The organism is Rhodohalobacter halophilus (assembly GCF_001715195.1).
GTDB classification, from domain to species: Bacteria; Bacteroidota; Rhodothermia; order Balneolales; family Balneolaceae; genus Rhodohalobacter; species Rhodohalobacter halophilus.
In genome coordinates this window covers 149,811-166,405 of the sequence record NZ_MDWE01000011.1, presented here as the reverse complement: position 1 = coordinate 166,405, position 16,595 = coordinate 149,811, and the positions used below count along the sequence as shown (strand labels likewise).

The 16,595-nt window shown below is 43.8% G+C and carries 15 protein-coding genes and 4 tRNA genes; 8 read left to right on the top strand and 11 right to left on the bottom strand.

Annotated elements, in window-relative coordinates:
- Nucleotides 1–47: 47 nt before the first annotated feature.
- The 8 genes from BG260_RS04275 to queA form a co-directional block, all read right to left on the bottom strand.
- Nucleotides 48–119: transfer RNA gene (locus BG260_RS04275), tRNA-Thr, on the bottom strand.
- A gap of 11 nt (nucleotides 120–130) precedes the next feature.
- Nucleotides 131–203: transfer RNA gene (locus BG260_RS04270), tRNA-Gly, on the bottom strand.
- A gap of 5 nt (nucleotides 204–208) precedes the next feature.
- Nucleotides 209–291 (bottom strand) — tRNA-Tyr (locus tag BG260_RS04265).
- A 27-nt stretch (nucleotides 292–318) separates the two neighbouring features.
- A tRNA-Thr gene (locus tag BG260_RS04260) sits at nucleotides 319–390 on the bottom strand.
- 135 nt (nucleotides 391–525) lie between these two features.
- Nucleotides 526–1,194, bottom strand: a complete 669-nt coding sequence (locus BG260_RS04255; RefSeq protein ID WP_069130692.1) for a DedA family protein — start codon at nucleotides 1,192–1,194, stop codon at nucleotides 526–528.
- 5 nt (nucleotides 1,195–1,199) lie between these two features.
- Nucleotides 1,200–1,679 carry a 2-C-methyl-D-erythritol 2,4-cyclodiphosphate synthase gene (gene ispF / locus BG260_RS04250; protein ID WP_069130691.1) on the bottom strand — a complete coding sequence of 160 codons (480 nt, stop codon included), beginning with the start codon at nucleotides 1,677–1,679 and terminating at the stop codon, nucleotides 1,200–1,202.
- Between the two features lie 8 nt (nucleotides 1,680–1,687).
- Nucleotides 1,688–2,377, bottom strand: coding sequence for a 2-C-methyl-D-erythritol 4-phosphate cytidylyltransferase (gene ispD / locus BG260_RS04245; RefSeq protein WP_069130690.1), 690 nt, complete (start codon nucleotides 2,375–2,377; stop codon nucleotides 1,688–1,690).
- 19 nt (nucleotides 2,378–2,396) lie between these two features.
- Nucleotides 2,397–3,443: a tRNA preQ1(34) S-adenosylmethionine ribosyltransferase-isomerase QueA gene (gene queA / locus BG260_RS04240; RefSeq protein ID WP_069130689.1), complete on the bottom strand. Its 1,047-nt coding sequence runs from the start codon at nucleotides 3,441–3,443 to the stop codon at nucleotides 2,397–2,399.
- 228 nt (nucleotides 3,444–3,671) lie between these two features.
- On the opposite strand from queA, the gene BG260_RS04235 reads away from it, so the two are divergent.
- The 5 genes from BG260_RS04235 to BG260_RS04215 all read left to right on the top strand — a co-directional run bounded on the left by BG260_RS04235 (nucleotide 3,672) and on the right by BG260_RS04215 (nucleotide 10,409).
- Nucleotides 3,672–4,160 carry a hypothetical protein gene (locus BG260_RS04235; RefSeq protein ID WP_069130688.1) on the top strand — a complete coding sequence of 163 codons (489 nt, stop codon included), beginning with the start codon at nucleotides 3,672–3,674 and terminating at the stop codon, nucleotides 4,158–4,160.
- 9 nt (nucleotides 4,161–4,169) lie between these two features.
- A complete protein-coding gene (locus BG260_RS04230) occupies nucleotides 4,170–4,625 on the top strand; it encodes a LytR C-terminal domain-containing protein (RefSeq protein ID WP_069130687.1) in 456 nt (151 codons plus the stop codon).
- A 17-nt stretch (nucleotides 4,626–4,642) separates the two neighbouring features.
- A complete protein-coding gene (gene rsfS / locus BG260_RS04225; protein WP_069130686.1) occupies nucleotides 4,643–5,059 on the top strand; it encodes a ribosome silencing factor in 417 nt (138 codons plus the stop codon).
- A 55-nt stretch (nucleotides 5,060–5,114) separates the two neighbouring features.
- The gene (locus BG260_RS04220; protein WP_069130685.1) at nucleotides 5,115–8,975 is read left to right on the top strand and encodes a sensor histidine kinase; all 3,861 of its coding nucleotides are present in this window, start codon (nucleotides 5,115–5,117) and stop codon (nucleotides 8,973–8,975) included.
- A gap of 72 nt (nucleotides 8,976–9,047) precedes the next feature.
- Nucleotides 9,048–10,409 (top strand): MATE family efflux transporter, encoded by a 1,362-nt coding sequence (locus BG260_RS04215; protein ID WP_069130684.1) that lies wholly within the window; start codon nucleotides 9,048–9,050, stop codon nucleotides 10,407–10,409.
- A 6-nt stretch (nucleotides 10,410–10,415) separates the two neighbouring features.
- On the opposite strand, the gene BG260_RS04210 is transcribed toward BG260_RS04215, so the two are convergent.
- Nucleotides 10,416–11,033, bottom strand: a complete 618-nt coding sequence (locus BG260_RS04210; protein WP_141691512.1) for a hypothetical protein — start codon at nucleotides 11,031–11,033, stop codon at nucleotides 10,416–10,418.
- Between the two features lie 188 nt (nucleotides 11,034–11,221).
- Between BG260_RS04210 and BG260_RS04205 the strand changes: the two genes are divergently transcribed.
- The 3 genes from BG260_RS04205 to BG260_RS04195 are packed head-to-tail and all read left to right on the top strand — an operon-like array spanning nucleotide 11,222 to nucleotide 14,170.
- Nucleotides 11,222–12,313, top strand: coding sequence for a type III polyketide synthase (locus BG260_RS04205; protein WP_069130682.1), 1,092 nt, complete (start codon nucleotides 11,222–11,224; stop codon nucleotides 12,311–12,313).
- On the top strand, nucleotides 12,313–13,023 hold the full coding sequence (locus BG260_RS04200; protein WP_069130681.1) for a methyltransferase domain-containing protein: 711 nt from the start codon (nucleotides 12,313–12,315) through the stop codon (nucleotides 13,021–13,023). Before BG260_RS04205 ends, BG260_RS04200 begins: the two co-directional genes overlap by 1 nt.
- A 1-nt stretch (nucleotide 13,024) precedes the next feature.
- Nucleotides 13,025–14,170: an FAD-dependent oxidoreductase gene (locus tag BG260_RS04195; protein WP_069130711.1), complete on the top strand. Its 1,146-nt coding sequence runs from the start codon at nucleotides 13,025–13,027 to the stop codon at nucleotides 14,168–14,170.
- A gap of 5 nt (nucleotides 14,171–14,175) precedes the next feature.
- Here the strand turns inward: BG260_RS04195 and BG260_RS04190 are convergent, their stop codons facing one another.
- Nucleotides 14,176–15,351, bottom strand: coding sequence for a histidine kinase dimerization/phosphoacceptor domain -containing protein (locus BG260_RS04190; RefSeq protein ID WP_069130680.1), 1,176 nt, complete (start codon nucleotides 15,349–15,351; stop codon nucleotides 14,176–14,178).
- Nucleotides 15,352–15,418: 67 nt separating this feature from the next.
- Nucleotides 15,419–16,591, bottom strand: coding sequence for a GAF domain-containing protein (locus BG260_RS04185; RefSeq protein WP_069130679.1), 1,173 nt, complete (start codon nucleotides 16,589–16,591; stop codon nucleotides 15,419–15,421).
- Between the last annotated feature and the right edge of the window lie 4 nt (nucleotides 16,592–16,595).

Sequence of the window (16,595 nt, the reverse complement as noted above, 5' to 3'; positions counted from 1 at the left end):
AAAAAAGATTATTTATGATTTATTTTTCTTGAACATTCAACCTGAAGAGCCGATAGTCGGAATTGAACCGACGACCCCTTCCTTACCATGGAAGTGCTCTACCCCTGAGCTATATCGGCTTTTTTCAGAGAGCGGGCGACCGGAGTCGAACCGGCAACATTCACCTTGGAAGGGTGATGCTCTACCAATTGAGCTACGCCCGCGTAAGTGGGGGGAGCAGGATTCGAACCTGCGAAGTCTTACGACAACAGATTTACAGTCTGCCCCAGTTGGCCACTTTGGTATCCCCCCAGTGCTTTTTGAGCTCTACACTCAAAGAGCCAGTGACCGGATTCGAACCGATGACCGGCTGTTTACAAAACAGCTGCTCTACCCCTGAGCTACACTGGCTGATCAAATTTTCAAAAACTTCCAAGAGCCGATACTACTTCAGAGACAATCTCTTCAGCCCGCCCTTTTAACACCAAACGCGAGTAGAATACTTCCCACCCGCGAAAGACTTAAAAGCTAAAAACATCTCTGATATTAATCAACTCTTTCTGAAAAATTTTTTCCGGGCTTCTTTCCCTTCGTTTTATATCTCTTTTTGTAGAGAATCCTCGCCCCAATCAACACTATGAGCATTACCAAAATTGTCCAACCGTAGATATTCAGATAATCCCCAATCACCTGCCAGTTCTCATTTATCAGCCAGCCTGCGCCCAACAGCAAAAAATTCCAAAGAATTGAGCTGACGGCAGCGCATATGATTGTTGTGCTGACCCGAGTCCTGGATACACCTGAGGCAAGTGATATAACGGATCGGGTTCCTGCCAAAAAACGATTTGCCAAAATCACGCCCAGACCCCAGCGCTGCATCCATCGTTTCACCTTGTCATAGTACTTTACATCCACAATTCTCATCAACCAAAAACGACTTCGATGCTCTTCAATTTTATGACCAAAGTGTGCGCCAATAAGATACATATTCATAAACCCGACTACTGATGCGACAGTTGTTATTGCCAAAAGAGGTGCAAACCCAACAATTTGCTCTGCCGCTAAATACCCACCAAATGCGACTAAAAGATCTCCGGGAACGGGTGGAAGTACATTTTCTATATAGGCTACAATCGCAAATATAAGATAGATCTTAACCGGAGAGAGGGAGATGATCCAATCCACTAATTGATTTATATAGAGTTCAACTGCCATTAATACTACCCATTTTTCACTAATACCACTGCTTGCGCAGCTATCCCCTCTTCCCTCCCTACAAACCCCATCTTCTCACCGGTCGTTGCTTTAATAGAAAGCTGATTACTCTCACAGTCAAGTACACCTGAAATTTCCTCAATCATCTTCGGGATTACAGGGTTTAACTTTGGTTGTTCAGCAACCACAGTTGCATCCAGATTGGCAAGTTTATAACCGCGGTCAATCACCAACTGATATGCTCTTCTCAGCAAAACCAAACTATCTGCACCTTTATATCCAGAGTCTGTATCGGGGAAGTGCGTTCCGATATCACCCAGCGCCAAAGAGCCGAGCAGGGCATCAGTAATGGCGTGCAGTAACACATCTGCATCGGAGTGTCCCTTTAGCGATTTACTGTACGGAATATGCACACCGCCAAGCACCAAGCCACTCCCCGCCTCAAATGCGTGAACGTCATATCCATATCCAATCCTGAGATCCATTTCTTATACTATTTTTTTGACAAGATCATTTCCGCCAATTGCAGATCCAGCGGATAGGTTATTTTAAAGTTTTGAATATCTCCCTCAACAATTTCTACAACCCCTCCAATTCTCTCAACCAGTGAGGCATCATCCGTTCCGGCAACTCCATTTAAAGCAGCGAACCTGTAGGCCTCCATGAGTACCTTTTTTTTAAAGATCTGAGGGGTCTGAGCCAGCCACATTTCATCTCTTTTTGGAGTGTGACTGATCATAGAATCCAAATCTATCTTTTTGATGGTATCGCGCGATGGAACAGCGACAATTGCGCCGTCATTTCGCCTAAGTGATGCCCTATTCAAACAATTTTCAATCGTAGTTTTTGACACAAAAGGCCTCACCGCATCATGAACAGCAATCAAATCAGATTCGCCGGATACAACATTCAATGCATTTTGAACCGATTCCTGCCGTTCATTGCCACCTTTCACTACATGGAATGGCAGCCGTCCGACTTCGGCCTTCAGAATATTTGAGGTTTCTTTCAGATAGTCATCTGAAGTAACCACAATAATCTGATTCAGGCTGTCAATCTTCAAAAAACGATTTAATGTGTGAGCCAAAATTGATTTTCCGGCTATTACCAGGTAGGGTTTAGGAACATCCTTTCCCAAACGAGTACCTGACCCGGCAGCCGGAATAATCAGCGAAAATTGCATTGACCCCGTGTTCAAAAAATCAGAGTATTAACATTGCGTCTCCAAAGGAGAAGAATCGATAATCTTTAGCCACAGCTTCTTTATAGGCATCTTTTACAAACTCAAACCCACCGAAGGCAGAAGCCAGCATCAATAGAGTCGATTCCGGACGATGGAAGTTCGTAATAACACCTTCCGTAATCTTAAATTCGTAATCTGGGTAGATAAACTTATCCGTCCAGCCGGTACCGGGCTTCGACATTCCACTTGCCATTACACTGGTTTCAATGACACGTACAGCAGAAGTACCGCAGGCAATCACTTTATTCTTTTTGCTCTTCAATGCCTCGTTTATTCTGTCAGACGATTCCTGAGAGATAAAGTAGTTTTCGGAGTCCATTCTGTGCTTCGTTAAATCCTCAACTTCTACATTACGGAATGTACCCCAACCGATGTGCAAAGTAACAGGTACAAAATCGACACCCTTCTTCTCAAGTTTTTCTACCAGTTCCGGTGTAAAATGCATTCCGGCCGTTGGTGCTGCTACCGCCCCTCTTTCTTTTGCAAAGATTGTTTGGTACTTCTCTTTATCGCTCTCCTTCGGCTCTCTTTCTATGTATGGAGGTAACGGCATATCACCGATTTCATCCAGTCGGTCGTACAGGTCCTGGTTGGGCCCGTCATACAGAAAACGTATCGTCCGGCCACGCGATGTAGTATTGTCCACAACCTCAGCGATCAAATCTTCACCAAAATAGAGCTTATTCCCGATACGTATTTTACGCGCCGGTTCCACCAGCACATCCCACAACATATTTTCCGGCATCAGCTCACGAAGCAAAAACACCTCAATATCTGCATCGGTCTTCTCTTTTTTTCCCTTCAACTTGGCGGGGAAAACCTTGGTATTGTTATAAACAACAACATCACCTTTATTCAGGTATTTATGAATATCAGAAAAGGCCTCATGTTTAATGGATTGGTCCTCTCTGTTCAGTACCATCAGTTTTGATGAATCTCTTGGTTCGGCGGGTTCTTCAGGTACATTAAAATCTTCGATTTCAAATTTGAAATCCGTAAGTTTCATTTTCAAAACGGTAGGGAATTTTACGTTAATAAATTCATTATTATAGAAGCCTGTTAATATAGGCTCTTTTGTGTCATTTCACAAATGACGGCGCATTCGTGCCAAGCATCTGAAACGAATTAAGAGTGATTTAAATTTTACTATCATATTTACTAACTGCGTCCGTTTACTTATAATTAATTGTAGCAGCCTACGTTTATTGATAAAACGAACTTTACGTTGAAAGCCATGAAATTTCTGACGACACTGATTATTATCTTTTCATTTACCGCTCTTGTTGCAGAAGCACAGCTTCGAAAAGATCTGCAGCATCAACCCGAAGAGTATACAGGAGCTGTAACTCACACACATCAGGCGTCTTCTCCTGGCAGCTGGATGAACTTACTGAATATGACGATGAGCCACTCATACAGTATGTCGTTCACAAATTTTGGCGGACAGACCCACAACCTGAATGCTTACACGAACTCAATGTTTTTTGATGTGAGTGATAAACTGGATGCACAGCTGGATGTTTCTGTACTCCACTCTCCATTTGGTAACAGTTTTATGAATAACACAAACAATTTGGGCACTCAGATTATTATTGACAGTGCAAAAATTGATTACAAATTTTCAGAGAACACCCGACTCTCAATCGAGTTCTCACAAAACCCCTACAGAAGCATGTACGGTGGTTATAACTCTCCGTTCAGAAGAACACCGTTCGGATACTAATCGCGGTTCATGAGTCAAGACAAGCAAAGCGATCAGACCGGCAATCTTATTCTTAACTCAGTTATTGGCTTTCTCAGCGTATTGCTAATCATCCTCCTGTTTGCACTGGGCTCCAGGTTGCTGTATCCAAGAATAGCCAGCGAACGAGCCGTTGAAGACCCGACATTAATCAGTACTGTCATACAGATGGAGGTATTAAATGGTGTTGGAATTTCTGGACTTGCTAATCAATTTACGGGAACACTCAGACAGTTTGGCTTTGATGTTGTTGAAACCGGAAATTACGACCATTTTGACGTTCCCAATACATTGATTATTTCCAGAAGCGGCCAAATTGAGAATGCCCGAAGAGTGGCAAGAGCCATTGGTGTTGAAGATCAGTATATTTTAAGGGAGGAAGCACCGGAGTTTTACCTGGATGTCACTTTAGTGATCGGATCAGATTATGAACAGTTAAATTTATAAAGATTAATTAACCGCCTATGACAAAAACAATTGAAAAAGAAGAATCGCAATTTACCGCACCTTTCGAGAATAAATCCGTTGACACCTCAAAGTTAATCGAAGCAATAACAGAAGGTCTGCTGGAAAAGAAAGCTAAAGATATTGTACTGCTTGATGTACGGGAACTGACCACATTGGCAGATTACTTTATTGTATGCCACGGTACGTCCGATACGCAAATACGTGCACTTGCCAACAGTGTGGAACAAAAAGTGAAAGAGGAAATTGGAGAGAACGTTTGGCAGCAGGAAGGTAAAGACTCCCGACGATGGGTAATTCTTGACTATGTTAATATTGTAGTTCACATTTTTACAGAAGAGAAAAGAAACTACTACGGCATTGAGAGAATGTGGAACGATGCCAAGATCACACATATAGAAGACACTCTCGCTTAACCGGTTAGGGAGCACAAATTGATTCCGCTCCCTATTTAACATTCAACATTTTACTTTGAGCGGCCAGAAAAAATATTTTTTCCAAATCAGCGCCTTCTTCTTTTTGGCCCTCTCTGCCCTGCTACTTTTTTTTGAGTTCTCCAATAATCCGGACCGGGTTCCCAATCAGGATGAATTGGATCATGAAATCGAGGAGAGTTTAAGTAGAGCCCAGCAGGTATTTAATCAGACTTATATAAATTTTAAAGAGCGATCCGATGAACTATACCAATATTTGCGCTCAACATCCTTGTCTGATCAAAACCGATCTCTGATCCACACCCGACTTCAGGGCTTCTCTTTTTGGGGTACTGCCATTATTCGAAATGGTGAAAAATGGCTTTGGGACGGGTTTAACCTCACCCCTTCGCCAACTCTCACAAACGGGACCGGTGATGCAGTTCAAGTCACTCTCCTCAAACGTAATAATGTCGTTTACCTATTCGGTCAACGATCTTTTACCATCAACGATGTAGACTATCTGCTGCTTACTGCAGATAAACTGGAACAGACCACAAACCTCCCTTTTGAAGATAAAGTCAGTTTTAATCTCTCGGATCATGAAGACTTAAACAACTCATTCCCGGTAACGTTCAATTTTTTCTCCTCAACACCCATCGATCTTCAGTATAAAGTTCTCTCCACCGAATTATCTGATTCGGTAGGTACCGTTTATGCTGATCCCTCCAACGTGGATTATTTCCACCAACAAATTTCTGAATCGATTCTTGAGTGGCACAGCTATGTGCACCTCCTCTTTTTTGCGGCTGTAATCATGCTCTTCATTAGTTTCTGTGTGTTTTCTGAGAATGAACTCATACTACAGGCATTGATAGCTCTTCCGGTTATAGTCTGGATTTCGCTTTTCCAATTCGTTGGGTTTATGGAGTGGGTTGTACCCGGAAACCTGATTGAAGTTTTCAATGCAGGTGAATACCCATACTTAATCCAATACGTTCTGCATGCAATATTTGCAATTTTGGTATTGGTACCTTTGGTTCGATACATCTTGCTTCATTCCGTTAAAACTGGAGAGGATTCTCACCTGAAAACACTCCTTTTTGCAGCTATTTTCGGTGGGTTTTCGTCGGGCACACTTCACTTTCTTTTTCTTCTAACCGACTCTGTGCTAACCGGCAGTATACTGGACTTCCTGGACCTGGAGTTAGCACCCGACATACCGGTTTTTATTTTTTATATCACCTCGGCAATTCTATTTACGGGACTCTCAGGCATCGTAATATCCGTGGGGCTGTTTCTCTACCGGTTCGAAAAAGATAAGTCTATCGTTATAGCAATTACCTCCCTGTTCAGTTTTTTACTGTTTACATTTTTAATCAATGTACTCTTTCAACATCAGGCTATTCAATCGACGGCATTCATCTCTGCTCTCTTCACCTATCTGACCCTTTTATTGGTCATTCATCTGATCCATGAAAAGCCACACTTCTTTACTGAGATGTCAGGTTTTCGAAAAGTACTTCTTTCGAGCCTTCTAGTAGCCATTTCTGTTTATTTTTTGATTTGGTCGTCAGCATCAGAAAGCCTCGACCGGCAATTAACCGAAAAAGCAACCGAGTTTGCTGAGGAGGAAGTTACAAATACACAGGATCTGCTTTACACTCTGCTGGTTGACCTTGAAAGTTCTCTGATATTTGTCAGTGAACAAGATATTTCAGGCCGTACAGCACTCCTTCAGGGTCAATTCCAGCGTGCTATTCAAAACAGTATACGTCCCGAATGGCGCGACCACTCTTTTGAGATTCAGCTTCTCGATGTCAATGGAAACCTGATCAGTGACTACTCCACCAACCTGGACTCCCCCGGATGGCGCTCTTTGGTAGACATGCGGCTCATGCGAACATCTTACCAGGGAGAGCAGTTACGAAGAGTTACCAATCGCCCTATTATCTGGAGTGATCGACCTACAGATTTGGGAGAAGAGTTTGTCTCTTTCTACAGAGGATGGATTCCTATCTATGATGAAATCCAGTCCAACACAATCATTGCATGGATATTTGCAGCCGCCTATCTCGAACGGCCGGACTATAACCGCCCAATGCGGGCTGTTCTGTCCGTCAATACCGAACAAGATTGGAAACAGAGTTTCTACATTGCAGAGTATATCGATCAAAGGGTAAACCGAACCTCTATGCAGGGGATTTACAAAAATCAGCCTCAGTACAATCGTCTGCCGGTTCGTGAGGCGGAAATATCTGACCGGGATTCGATTGCATTTATCACCAATGTGACACCACAAGGAGTGTTCAGGGAAATCATCGTCCGAGAGAACGATGGCCGGGTTATAAAAGCCAGTACACCTCTCCCCGGGTTTACCCATCACCTGTTTTCTTCATTCAGGTACCTGATTGTACTCATCTTTTTTGGGCTGTTTATATTCGCAGTGCTTTCCACTGTTGGGTTTAAACCGTTCAGGTTGTTTGGGCAGAGTAGAAAATTCAAAGATCGGCTGCTCGATGGTCTTATCCTCTCCACAATACTATTCCTTACCGTCTTAATTTTTGCCACTCAGCACGCAATTAGTCTGCAGAATGAAGAGAATGTAGAACGCGAACTGATCACAAAATTAAACAGTTTGGCAGAATCTCTTCGCGGAGAGGTTCAGCTCGAAAGTTCTACCAGGCGCGCCAGCAGATTAGCTGAATATGCCTCACCACTTAACGTTGACGCCATACTCTACAGTCACTCTAATGTGCTCGACTCCACCACACCTCAGATCTTTCAGCAGTATGTGATGCCGCGTACCATGCCATATGACGTTTACGACTTCCTCTACAACCGGGAGCGGCGTCATATTACAACCACCACTATTGTTGCCGGAGAAAACCTGCTGATAGGTTACCGAACCCTATTAAATGAGGATGAGGAGCCGGCAGGAGCAGTGGCCATTCCAACGTTTGTGGAATCTCCCGTTTATAAAGAGCAGCTACTGGAGGCTACCAGCTCATTGTTTGTTATATACCTGGCCATTTTTGCACTTTTCATTATCGGTACAGTGATCTTTTCAAACCGCCTCACTAAACCACTTCAGATTATACAAGGTGGGTTGAGTCGAATTACCCGCGGCGATATGAACACACGAGTAGCCGTAACCGGACGGGATGAAATCGGGTCACTTGCCAAAGCATACAACGAGATGGTTGAAAAGCTTGAAACGGCTCGCGAAGAGCTTGTAGAAGCTGAACGGGAAGCGGCCTGGAAAGAGATGGCACAGCAGGTTGCACATGAGATTAAAAATCCGCTCACACCTATGAAACTTAATCTGCAGCATCTGCAACAGCGCCTCGAGGCTGATCCTGAGAAAGTCATGGAGCTGAAGCCTATTATTGAAAAAACCGCAGAGAATATCATCGAGCAGATAGAGTCTCTGAACAAGATCGCCTCCGATTTTTCAAAATTTGCAAAACCTGTACAGGACCCATTTGAACCGGTGGATCTAAGAAAACTTCTGATCTCCATCGGTGACCTCTACAGCCATGACGCATCCGCTTCCGTTGAAGTTCAATTTCACAATGACGACCTGATCATCAGCGGTGTGGAAGCTGAACTTCGAAGAGTCTTTATCAACCTGGTGAAGAACGGAATCGAAGCTCATTCTGATGGAACTGCTACAATTAAAATCACGGCCTACAAAGTAAACCGAACAGTCAGAGTGCAGATTTCTGATAACGGGGATGGAATCTCACCGGAAGATCACGACCGGATTTTTGTGCCAAATTTCTCAACGAAATCAAGCGGAACAGGTCTCGGTTTGGCCATCGCCAAAAAAATTGTTGAAGCACATAACGGCAAAATCACTTTTGAGTCGGAACCGGGCAAAGGCACTACGTTTATTCTCACATTTCCAACAGTGTAATACCCTCTTAATTCGACTCATCTAAGGGTAACAACTCTCCCCAAATCTTCGTACCATTTGCCTCCGTAAATTATGGATGCAAAACACTCAACATATCTATCAGAAATTCGGCAGGAGCTATCTTCACTGCTTAAAATCGGTGTACCTGTAATCATCACTCAGCTTCTTCAAATGAGCATGAGTTTTGTAGACACCGTGATGGCGGGACGCTTGTCGCCCGAAGACCTGGCAGCCGTAGCTGTGGGTTCCAGCACACTGATGCCGTTTGTGGTTCTCTGCCTGGGTTGTATGATGGCGGTTACTCCCATCGTTGCACAAAATGTAGGATCCCGGAATTTTGAGCTGATCGGCAAAAACGCTCGACAGGTACTTTGGCTGAGCCTGATCTTAGCAATACCCAGTTTTTTCCTGTTGAGAAATCTCGACTTAATTCTTGTACTGATTGGCATTACAGATGAAATCATCCCGATTGCATCCGGCTACCTGAAAGCAATAACCTGGGGAATTTTTCCCGCTTTTGCATTTGGCGCCTTAAGGTATTTCAACGAGGGTTTGAGCGTCACCCGTCCGGCTATGTTCATTGCAGTGATCGGACTCCTTGTTAATATTCCGGCAAACTATGTGTTGATGTTTGGAAAGCTCGGTTTCCCACAACTTGGCGCTGTAGGCACCGGCTATGCATCGGCCATAGTGTTTACAGTGATGTTCATTGCCATGCTCTGGTTTACCATGAGTTTTGAAGCCTACAAACGGTTCGACATTTTTGGAAAATTCCGCTGGCCTGAAAAGAAATATCTGAAGGAACTCCTGAGCATTGGAGTGCCGATAGGAATCAGTTCAACCATGGAAGTAACCATGTTTGCAGTTGTGAGCCTTCTGGTGGGGACCATCAGCACAGTTGCGGTGGCCGGGCATCAGGTAGCAATTAACTTTGCATCCATGACCTTTATGATTCCATTCGGACTCTCCGTCGCAATTTCTGCACGTGTTGGGCAGTCTGTTGGTAGAAAACGGCCCGATGAAGCCCGATTCCGGGGGTTTGTAGGAGTGGCAACGGCCAGTTTTATCATGACCTTCACTGCAATGATTATGTTTCTTTTTCCCGAATACATTACAGCAATCTATACTGATGACCAGGCAGTAACAAATATGGCCGTTCAGCTTCTATTTATGGCTGCCATTTTTCAAATATCTGATGGATTACAAGTCAGCGGGTTTGGTGCGCTTCGCGGATTGAAAGACACTAAAATACCGATGTATGTAAATCTCGTAGCCTATTGGGTTATTGGAATTCCACTGGCATATTATCTCGGCTTTATTGCAGGATATGGACCTCAGGGATTGTGGGGAGGACTCATTGCCGGACTGACCGTTGCAGGAATTCTTCACAATATTCGTTTCTTCAAAAAGACGAAGGCGATGGGTGCCGGTTAAATCCTCCTAAAACCGAACCATTGAAATGCCACCGGTGAAATTGAACTGCATCCCAACCATCACTGCAGGTCTGCCAATCAAGCCCATTTCATCCAATCCGGGAAACCAGTAAAATCTTCCGCCGGCATTCGTAAATAGTGAGAACCGTTCTGTAAAATGGTAGATCGCTCCAAATTCTGTTGCCGTGGTTATGCCCGGAAAATATTGTACCCTTCCATTTTCAATGATTCCCCGTCCGGCCACTCCAAAACCGGGGCCAATCCGGAAATAAATTTCCATCTTTTTCAATCCTGCAGAGTTCGAGAAATCTGTTATCGGAATTGATCGGCCAATGGAGAGCGCCCCAATTAACAAATCCCCACTTCGGAATTCTGACTCCACAGCATCATAATACGCTGAGAGAGAGAGGCTTAGATCGGCGCGGGCTCCCGGTTGTTTATATATCGTTTCCACACCCACAATTCCACTTCCAAAAAATAGTCCGTTCATGGAGGAGTAACTGTTGGTTTCAGCCGACCGAAATACCTGAGAATCTGCAGCCGGACTCAGTATAATTGTGTCCTCATTTCCTGTGTCGCCATGGCTGGATTGTGCGGATAACACATCAGGCTCTAAAAAACTCAACAACGTGCTTAATAAAATCAGAAAACTGAAACAGTTGATCTTCATATCTCCTCCCCCGTTGTGTAATTGTTTACTTGTAATAAGATAGTAAACTGGTTGAAAATTAGTATCACATCTTTATGCGAGTGAACGAATTGCAAGCCCCATCAGGTTGATGATAATGTAAAGAGTCACATAATCTTTTTGTCATGTCCGCTTTTGTTCACACCATCCTGACTGCCGTTCCAAAATATTCATATCACCAGGAAGAGCTGCGAGACAGAATGAAAGAGATAGTGCCGGGCAGCGAGCGAGATAAACGAATTATCCACCATATTTACAGCAGGTCGGGTATCAACACACGCTATTCTGTTGTTGATGATTTCCGGAAAACAGCAAATCATCAACTATTTTTTAATGGGCAGGGTGCAACTCCCGGCACCGCCAGTAGAAACGACACATACATTCGTGAAGGAAGAAAACTTTTTGTTGAAGTTGCTCAAAAACTAATCAATCAGTCCAGATTCAGTTCTGAAGACATCACACATCTTATCACTGTCTCCTGTACCGGATTCTACACGCCGGGGCCGGATTACGACATCATCAAATCGTTGGGTATGTCTCCTAAAACAGAGCGATATCATCTGGGGTTTATGGGCTGTTATGCAGCTATTCCTGCACTTAAAATGGCTAATCAAATCTGCCTGGCAAATCCCAAAGCGAATGTAATGATTGTTTCTGTAGAGTTATGCACGCTCCACTTTCAGGCCAATCCAAAAATGGATGATCTTCTGTCTGCATCTGTCTTTGCGGATGGTGGCGCCGGAGCAATTGTGAGTAATCGAAAACTCGAAACTTCCGCTTTTCAAATAGATGCCTTTGCATCGGCTATTACCGATAAAGGTAAGGATGACATGGCGTGGTCTATCGGCGATACCGGATTTAACATGGTTCTATCAAACTATATACCCGAGCTTTTGGAAGAAGGATTGGAGCCGTTTTTGTCTCCCGTGTTGGATCAGTATCAGTTAGAACTCTCCGACATTAACCTTTGGGGTGTTCACCCGGGCGGTCGTGCCATTCTGGACAATGTTGAAAAGACTCTCTTATTAACGAAAGACGCCCTTTCGGCATCCAGACAAGTTCTATCAGACTATGGAAACATGAGCAGTGCCACTGTTCTTTTTGTTCTGAAAAAACTTCTTGAGGAGAACAATACCAACGGTCGGACTCTCACCATGGCATTTGGCCCCGGGTTAACACTTGAATCTGCTCTGCTGACAAAAATCCCCGGTTCCTGATGCCGTTCTTCTTAAAAAAACGAAACCCGGATCTCACCGAATGGATGGATCAGAAAGATTGCAATCAGGAAAAGCTCTTCAATACCTATCAACAATTTAAAACCATCAACAGACAATTATCCGGATGGGAATCGATTTTCCGGAATCATCTTAAACCGATCATTCAATCAGCCAACGAACCTGTTTCCATTCTCGATATCGGTTGCGGCGGCGGGGATATTTTAAAACTGCTGGATCGGCTCTGCACAGAAGAGAGTTTTGATATGAAGTTTACCGGATCTGATCCCGATCCCAGAGCAAATATCTTTTTTAAAAAGAATATCCACAACAGCCGGATCCACTTTACCCACAAATCTTCGAAAGAACTGGTTCAAAATGGTTTTCAGTTTGATATTGTAATCTCGAACCACCTGCTCCATCACCTGCAGGATGAAAAAATTGTAGCCCTTTGCAAGGATGCAGAAAAACTGAGCAAGCAACTGGTGATTTTCAACGATATTGAACGAAGTGACATCGGTTACGGACTCTTTGCATTAACCACTCCTATGCTTTTTCGAAACAGTTTTATTGTACCGGACGGAAAGCTTTCGATCCGTCGAAGTTTTAGAAAAAGTGAGCTTCAAAAGCTACTGCCGGATAAATGGATCGTAAATCGTAAGTTTCCGTTCAGGCTGTTGGCAATTCATCAAAATGAACCGGACAATGAATAAAATGGATATAACCATTGTGGGTGGCGGACCGGTTGGACTCTACCTGGCCATTCGATTTGTCCAGAATGGATTTTCCTGTCGTGTTCTTGAAAAACGGACCGAAATTGATCAACATTCTAAGTCTCTTGGAATTCACCCGGTCTCTCTTGATCTGTTTGACCAATCCGGAATTACCCAGCCATTTCTTCGATACGGACTGAAAATTGAAAGCGGGCTCGCATTTCTGGATTATAAACTTGCCGGTGAAGTCTCTTTTCGATCCTGTCCCCCGCCTCATGCCTACATCCTTGCAATTCCACAATGGAAAACAGAAGAAATTCTCGAAAACAAATTGCGAGATCTGGACCGGACTGTGCTCATTCGAGGTGCAGAGGTTCAGGACATTCAAGAGATCAACAACCGGGTTGAGATATCATATACGCAAGAGGATGAAAAACATCATCTCAGCTCAGACTATGTAATCGGCTGTGATGGAAAACATAGTGTAGTCCGAAATTCCTGCAACATCCCATTTGAGGGAAATTCCTATCCCGACACTTACATGATGGGTGATTTTGAAGACAATACAGAATTCGGAAATCAAGCGGCCGTCTATCTGCATAAAAAGGGCCTTGTGGAATCATTTCCACTGCCCAGCGGCCAGAGACGTTGGGTTGTGAAAACCGACCACTATTTCGAAACACCCAATGTAAAAAAACTGACCGAAGAGGTTTTTATTAGAACAGGGTATCACCTCGGTTCATGTGAAAACAATATGCTCAGCAGCTTCGGAGTCCAGCACCTGATGGCCAAAACATTTGCCTATGGAAGAATGGTGCTGGCCGGAGATGCCGCTCATATCGTAAGCCCCATTGGCGGGCAGGGAATGAATCTCGGGTGGCTGGATGCAGAAGCCTGCCTCGAAACATTCCTGCGAATCAGATATTCTCCTGAAAGGCAAAAATCAGAGCTCCAAAAGTATTCGAATCAACAGAGAAGAATTGCTCAACAGGTGGCCAAACGCGCTAACATGAATATGGTGTTGGGCAGAAAAGAGTCTGCAAATATTTGGATAAGAAACGGATTGAAGGTGGTTCTGAATTCACCGTTAAAACATCTGTTAGCCAGGCTATTTACAATGAGAGGGTTAGGACGATGGCCGGTCTGACCAATCTATTTCAATGGAAAAATGATGGTGAACCGAGCCCCATCTGTTCCATCGACCGATATTTCAGCATTCAGTTTTTTAAGCAGCTCTTCCACAATCCACATCCCGATCGACTCTTTCTTCTCAAATCGATAATCCTCCGGCAGGCCTACTCCGTTATCAGAAACCTCAAGCTTAACCTGTTCATTTTCACCCCAAAGGTGGATTTCAATCTTTCCTTCTTTCTCATCTTCAAGAAATGCATGTTTGTAAATGTTGATCAGTAACTCATTCAAGATCAACCCGCATAGGAGCGCCTGTTCCTGCCGCACCTCAATCGGTTCACTTTCCAATTCAAGTTTCACATTATAAAGAATGGAGCTCATCGTCTCCTGAATGGTTTCGGATAGCTGTTTCAGATATCCGCCCAATTCCACACTGTTTTCCAGGTTTTTCTCACTTAACATCTCGTGGAGTTTTGCCATCGAACGAATTCGGTACGTAACATCTTTAAATGCATCCTTCGCTTTACCCTCCGCCATATCCATCGCTTCTGTTTCGGCTATCGATAGAATTACCTGAAGGTTATTTTTGATCCTATGATGGATTTCAGCAATAATTGTGTCTTTCTGCTTTAACCTGTCGTGAAGGCGATCAATCAGCCGGGTTCTTTCAATTGCACAGGATACATGAGAAGCGAGTGCCTGCATTACGGGAACATCCCGGGAAGTAAACTCTTCACCGCTTCTTCTGTTTAACGCCTGCATCACACCAATCACTTCATTATCGCGATTGATGAGCGGAACACAAATAATATTTCGGGTTGTAAATCCTTCAGCCAGCTCTCCGTAGAAATACTCTGATTCGGATGGTTTATTTGTCAGATAGGGGCGCCGGTTTGCAACCACCCACCCCGAAATTCCTTTATTTTTTGGGATATTCTTACCAACAATATCCGACTTAACGGGACCTGTTGGCATGCTTACATAAAGTTCACCGGTATCCCGATCCTGCAAGATTAATGAGCTGGCTTCTGAGTTCATCACCAACCGTATCGCTTCCATGCTCTCTATCAGAACTGATTTAAACTCCTTGGTTTGGTTGATTCCCTCAATCGTATCGAGCAGCACGCGGATGTTTCTATCCGGAACAGAGTTGAGAATATCCCCCTCGTTCAGATTATGCAGTTCAGGTGTTTCCATGAGTACCCGTTTTTTTTAACTCCCTTATGTATAAACAATTTTTGGGATAAAGGCGAAAATTTGAGGGCTACTTCTTAAATGTGATGGTAAATCGGGCACCCGGATCATTTAGAATAGTCATATCTGCGTGAAGCTTTTGAAGCAGTTCATTAACGATCCACATACCGATGGAGTGCTTCGACTGAGTAGAAAAATCTTCCGGTACGCCAATTCCATTGTCTGCAACACTCAATATAACCAAACCCTCATCCTCGGCTACATTTACCTCAACACGACTCGTTTTTCGTTCACCATCCACAAATGCGTGTTTGTAAACATTAATTAGCAGCTCATTCAAAATCAGGCCGCATAACAGTGCCTTGTTTTGTGGAATATTCACACCCGAACCGGACACCTCAAACCCAACGTTCAGTTGTTGAAAACTCATCGAGTCTTCAATTTTCTCAACTAAATTTTGAGTATAACCATAGAGATCTATGTTTTCGTTGATCTTCTTCTCAACCAGCATGTCATGCAGTTCGGCCATCGACTTCATCCGGACTTCAATTTTATTGAATAGATCCTTTGCCTTCTTATCTTTTATCTGTTCCGTATCCTTATGAACCTGAGCCGATAGTGCCTGAAGATTATTTTTAATCCGATGGTGAATCTCTGCAATCATCAGATCCTTCTCATCTATTGTGTCGCGCATTGATTCGATCTTTCGTGTCCGCTCAATAGCGATCGCAACGTGTTTGGCAAGAGCTTCAAAGACCTCAATTTCGTTTTCATGATAAAGCTCCTTATCCCGTTTGTTCATCGCCTGAATGACTCCCAAAACGTCTTCGTTCTTACTGACAAGAGGCACACAGATGATATTTCTGGTTGTGAAAGACTCTACCAAATCACCGTAAAAGTGCTCCGATGTTGAGACATCATTGGAAAGATATGGTTTTTTATTTTTGAGTACCCATCCGGCAATCCCTTTCTCTTTTGGAATACTTTTTCCGGCAACCTCATCCTTGGCCGGCCCTGTTGGAATACTGATATAAAGCTCCCCTCTATCATCATCCACCAGAAAAAGCGAGCTTGCTTCCGATTTCATAACAAGACGGGCAGCCTCCATACTCTCTACCAAAACCGTCTTGAACTCATTTGTATTGTTGATACCCTCCAGGGTTTCAAGAATCAGTGAGAGGTTCTCTTTTTCGAGGTTGGTTTGAGCGGGGTCATGTTGCGAACTGCCCTCTTTCCTATTCATACTA

Bases quoted from the DNA above. Each gene is read 5' to 3' on its own strand.
- BG260_RS04235 (WP_069130688.1), top strand. From the start codon at position 3,672: ATGAAATTTCTGACGACACTGATTATTATCTTTTCATTTACCGCTCTT.
- queA (WP_069130689.1), bottom strand. From the start codon at position 3,443: ATGAAACTTACGGATTTCAAATTTGAAATCGAAGATTTTAATGTACCT.
- BG260_RS04205 (WP_069130682.1), top strand. From the start codon at position 11,222: ATGTCCGCTTTTGTTCACACCATCCTGACTGCCGTTCCAAAATATTCA.
- ispD (WP_069130690.1), bottom strand. From the start codon at position 2,377: ATGCAATTTTCGCTGATTATTCCGGCTGCCGGGTCAGGTACTCGTTTG.
- BG260_RS04200 (WP_069130681.1), top strand. From the start codon at position 12,313: ATGCCGTTCTTCTTAAAAAAACGAAACCCGGATCTCACCGAATGGATG.
- BG260_RS04215 (WP_069130684.1), top strand. From the start codon at position 9,048: ATGGATGCAAAACACTCAACATATCTATCAGAAATTCGGCAGGAGCTA.
- BG260_RS04255 (WP_069130692.1), bottom strand. From the start codon at position 1,194: ATGGCAGTTGAACTCTATATAAATCAATTAGTGGATTGGATCATCTCC.
- BG260_RS04195 (WP_069130711.1), top strand. From the start codon at position 13,025: ATGGATATAACCATTGTGGGTGGCGGACCGGTTGGACTCTACCTGGCC.
- BG260_RS04190 (WP_069130680.1), bottom strand. From the start codon at position 15,351: ATGGAAACACCTGAACTGCATAATCTGAACGAGGGGGATATTCTCAAC.
- BG260_RS04185 (WP_069130679.1), bottom strand. From the start codon at position 16,591: ATGAATAGGAAAGAGGGCAGTTCGCAACATGACCCCGCTCAAACCAAC.
- rsfS (WP_069130686.1), top strand. From the start codon at position 4,643: ATGACAAAAACAATTGAAAAAGAAGAATCGCAATTTACCGCACCTTTC.
- BG260_RS04230 (WP_069130687.1), top strand. From the start codon at position 4,170: ATGAGTCAAGACAAGCAAAGCGATCAGACCGGCAATCTTATTCTTAAC.
- ispF (WP_069130691.1), bottom strand. From the start codon at position 1,679: ATGGATCTCAGGATTGGATATGGATATGACGTTCACGCATTTGAGGCG.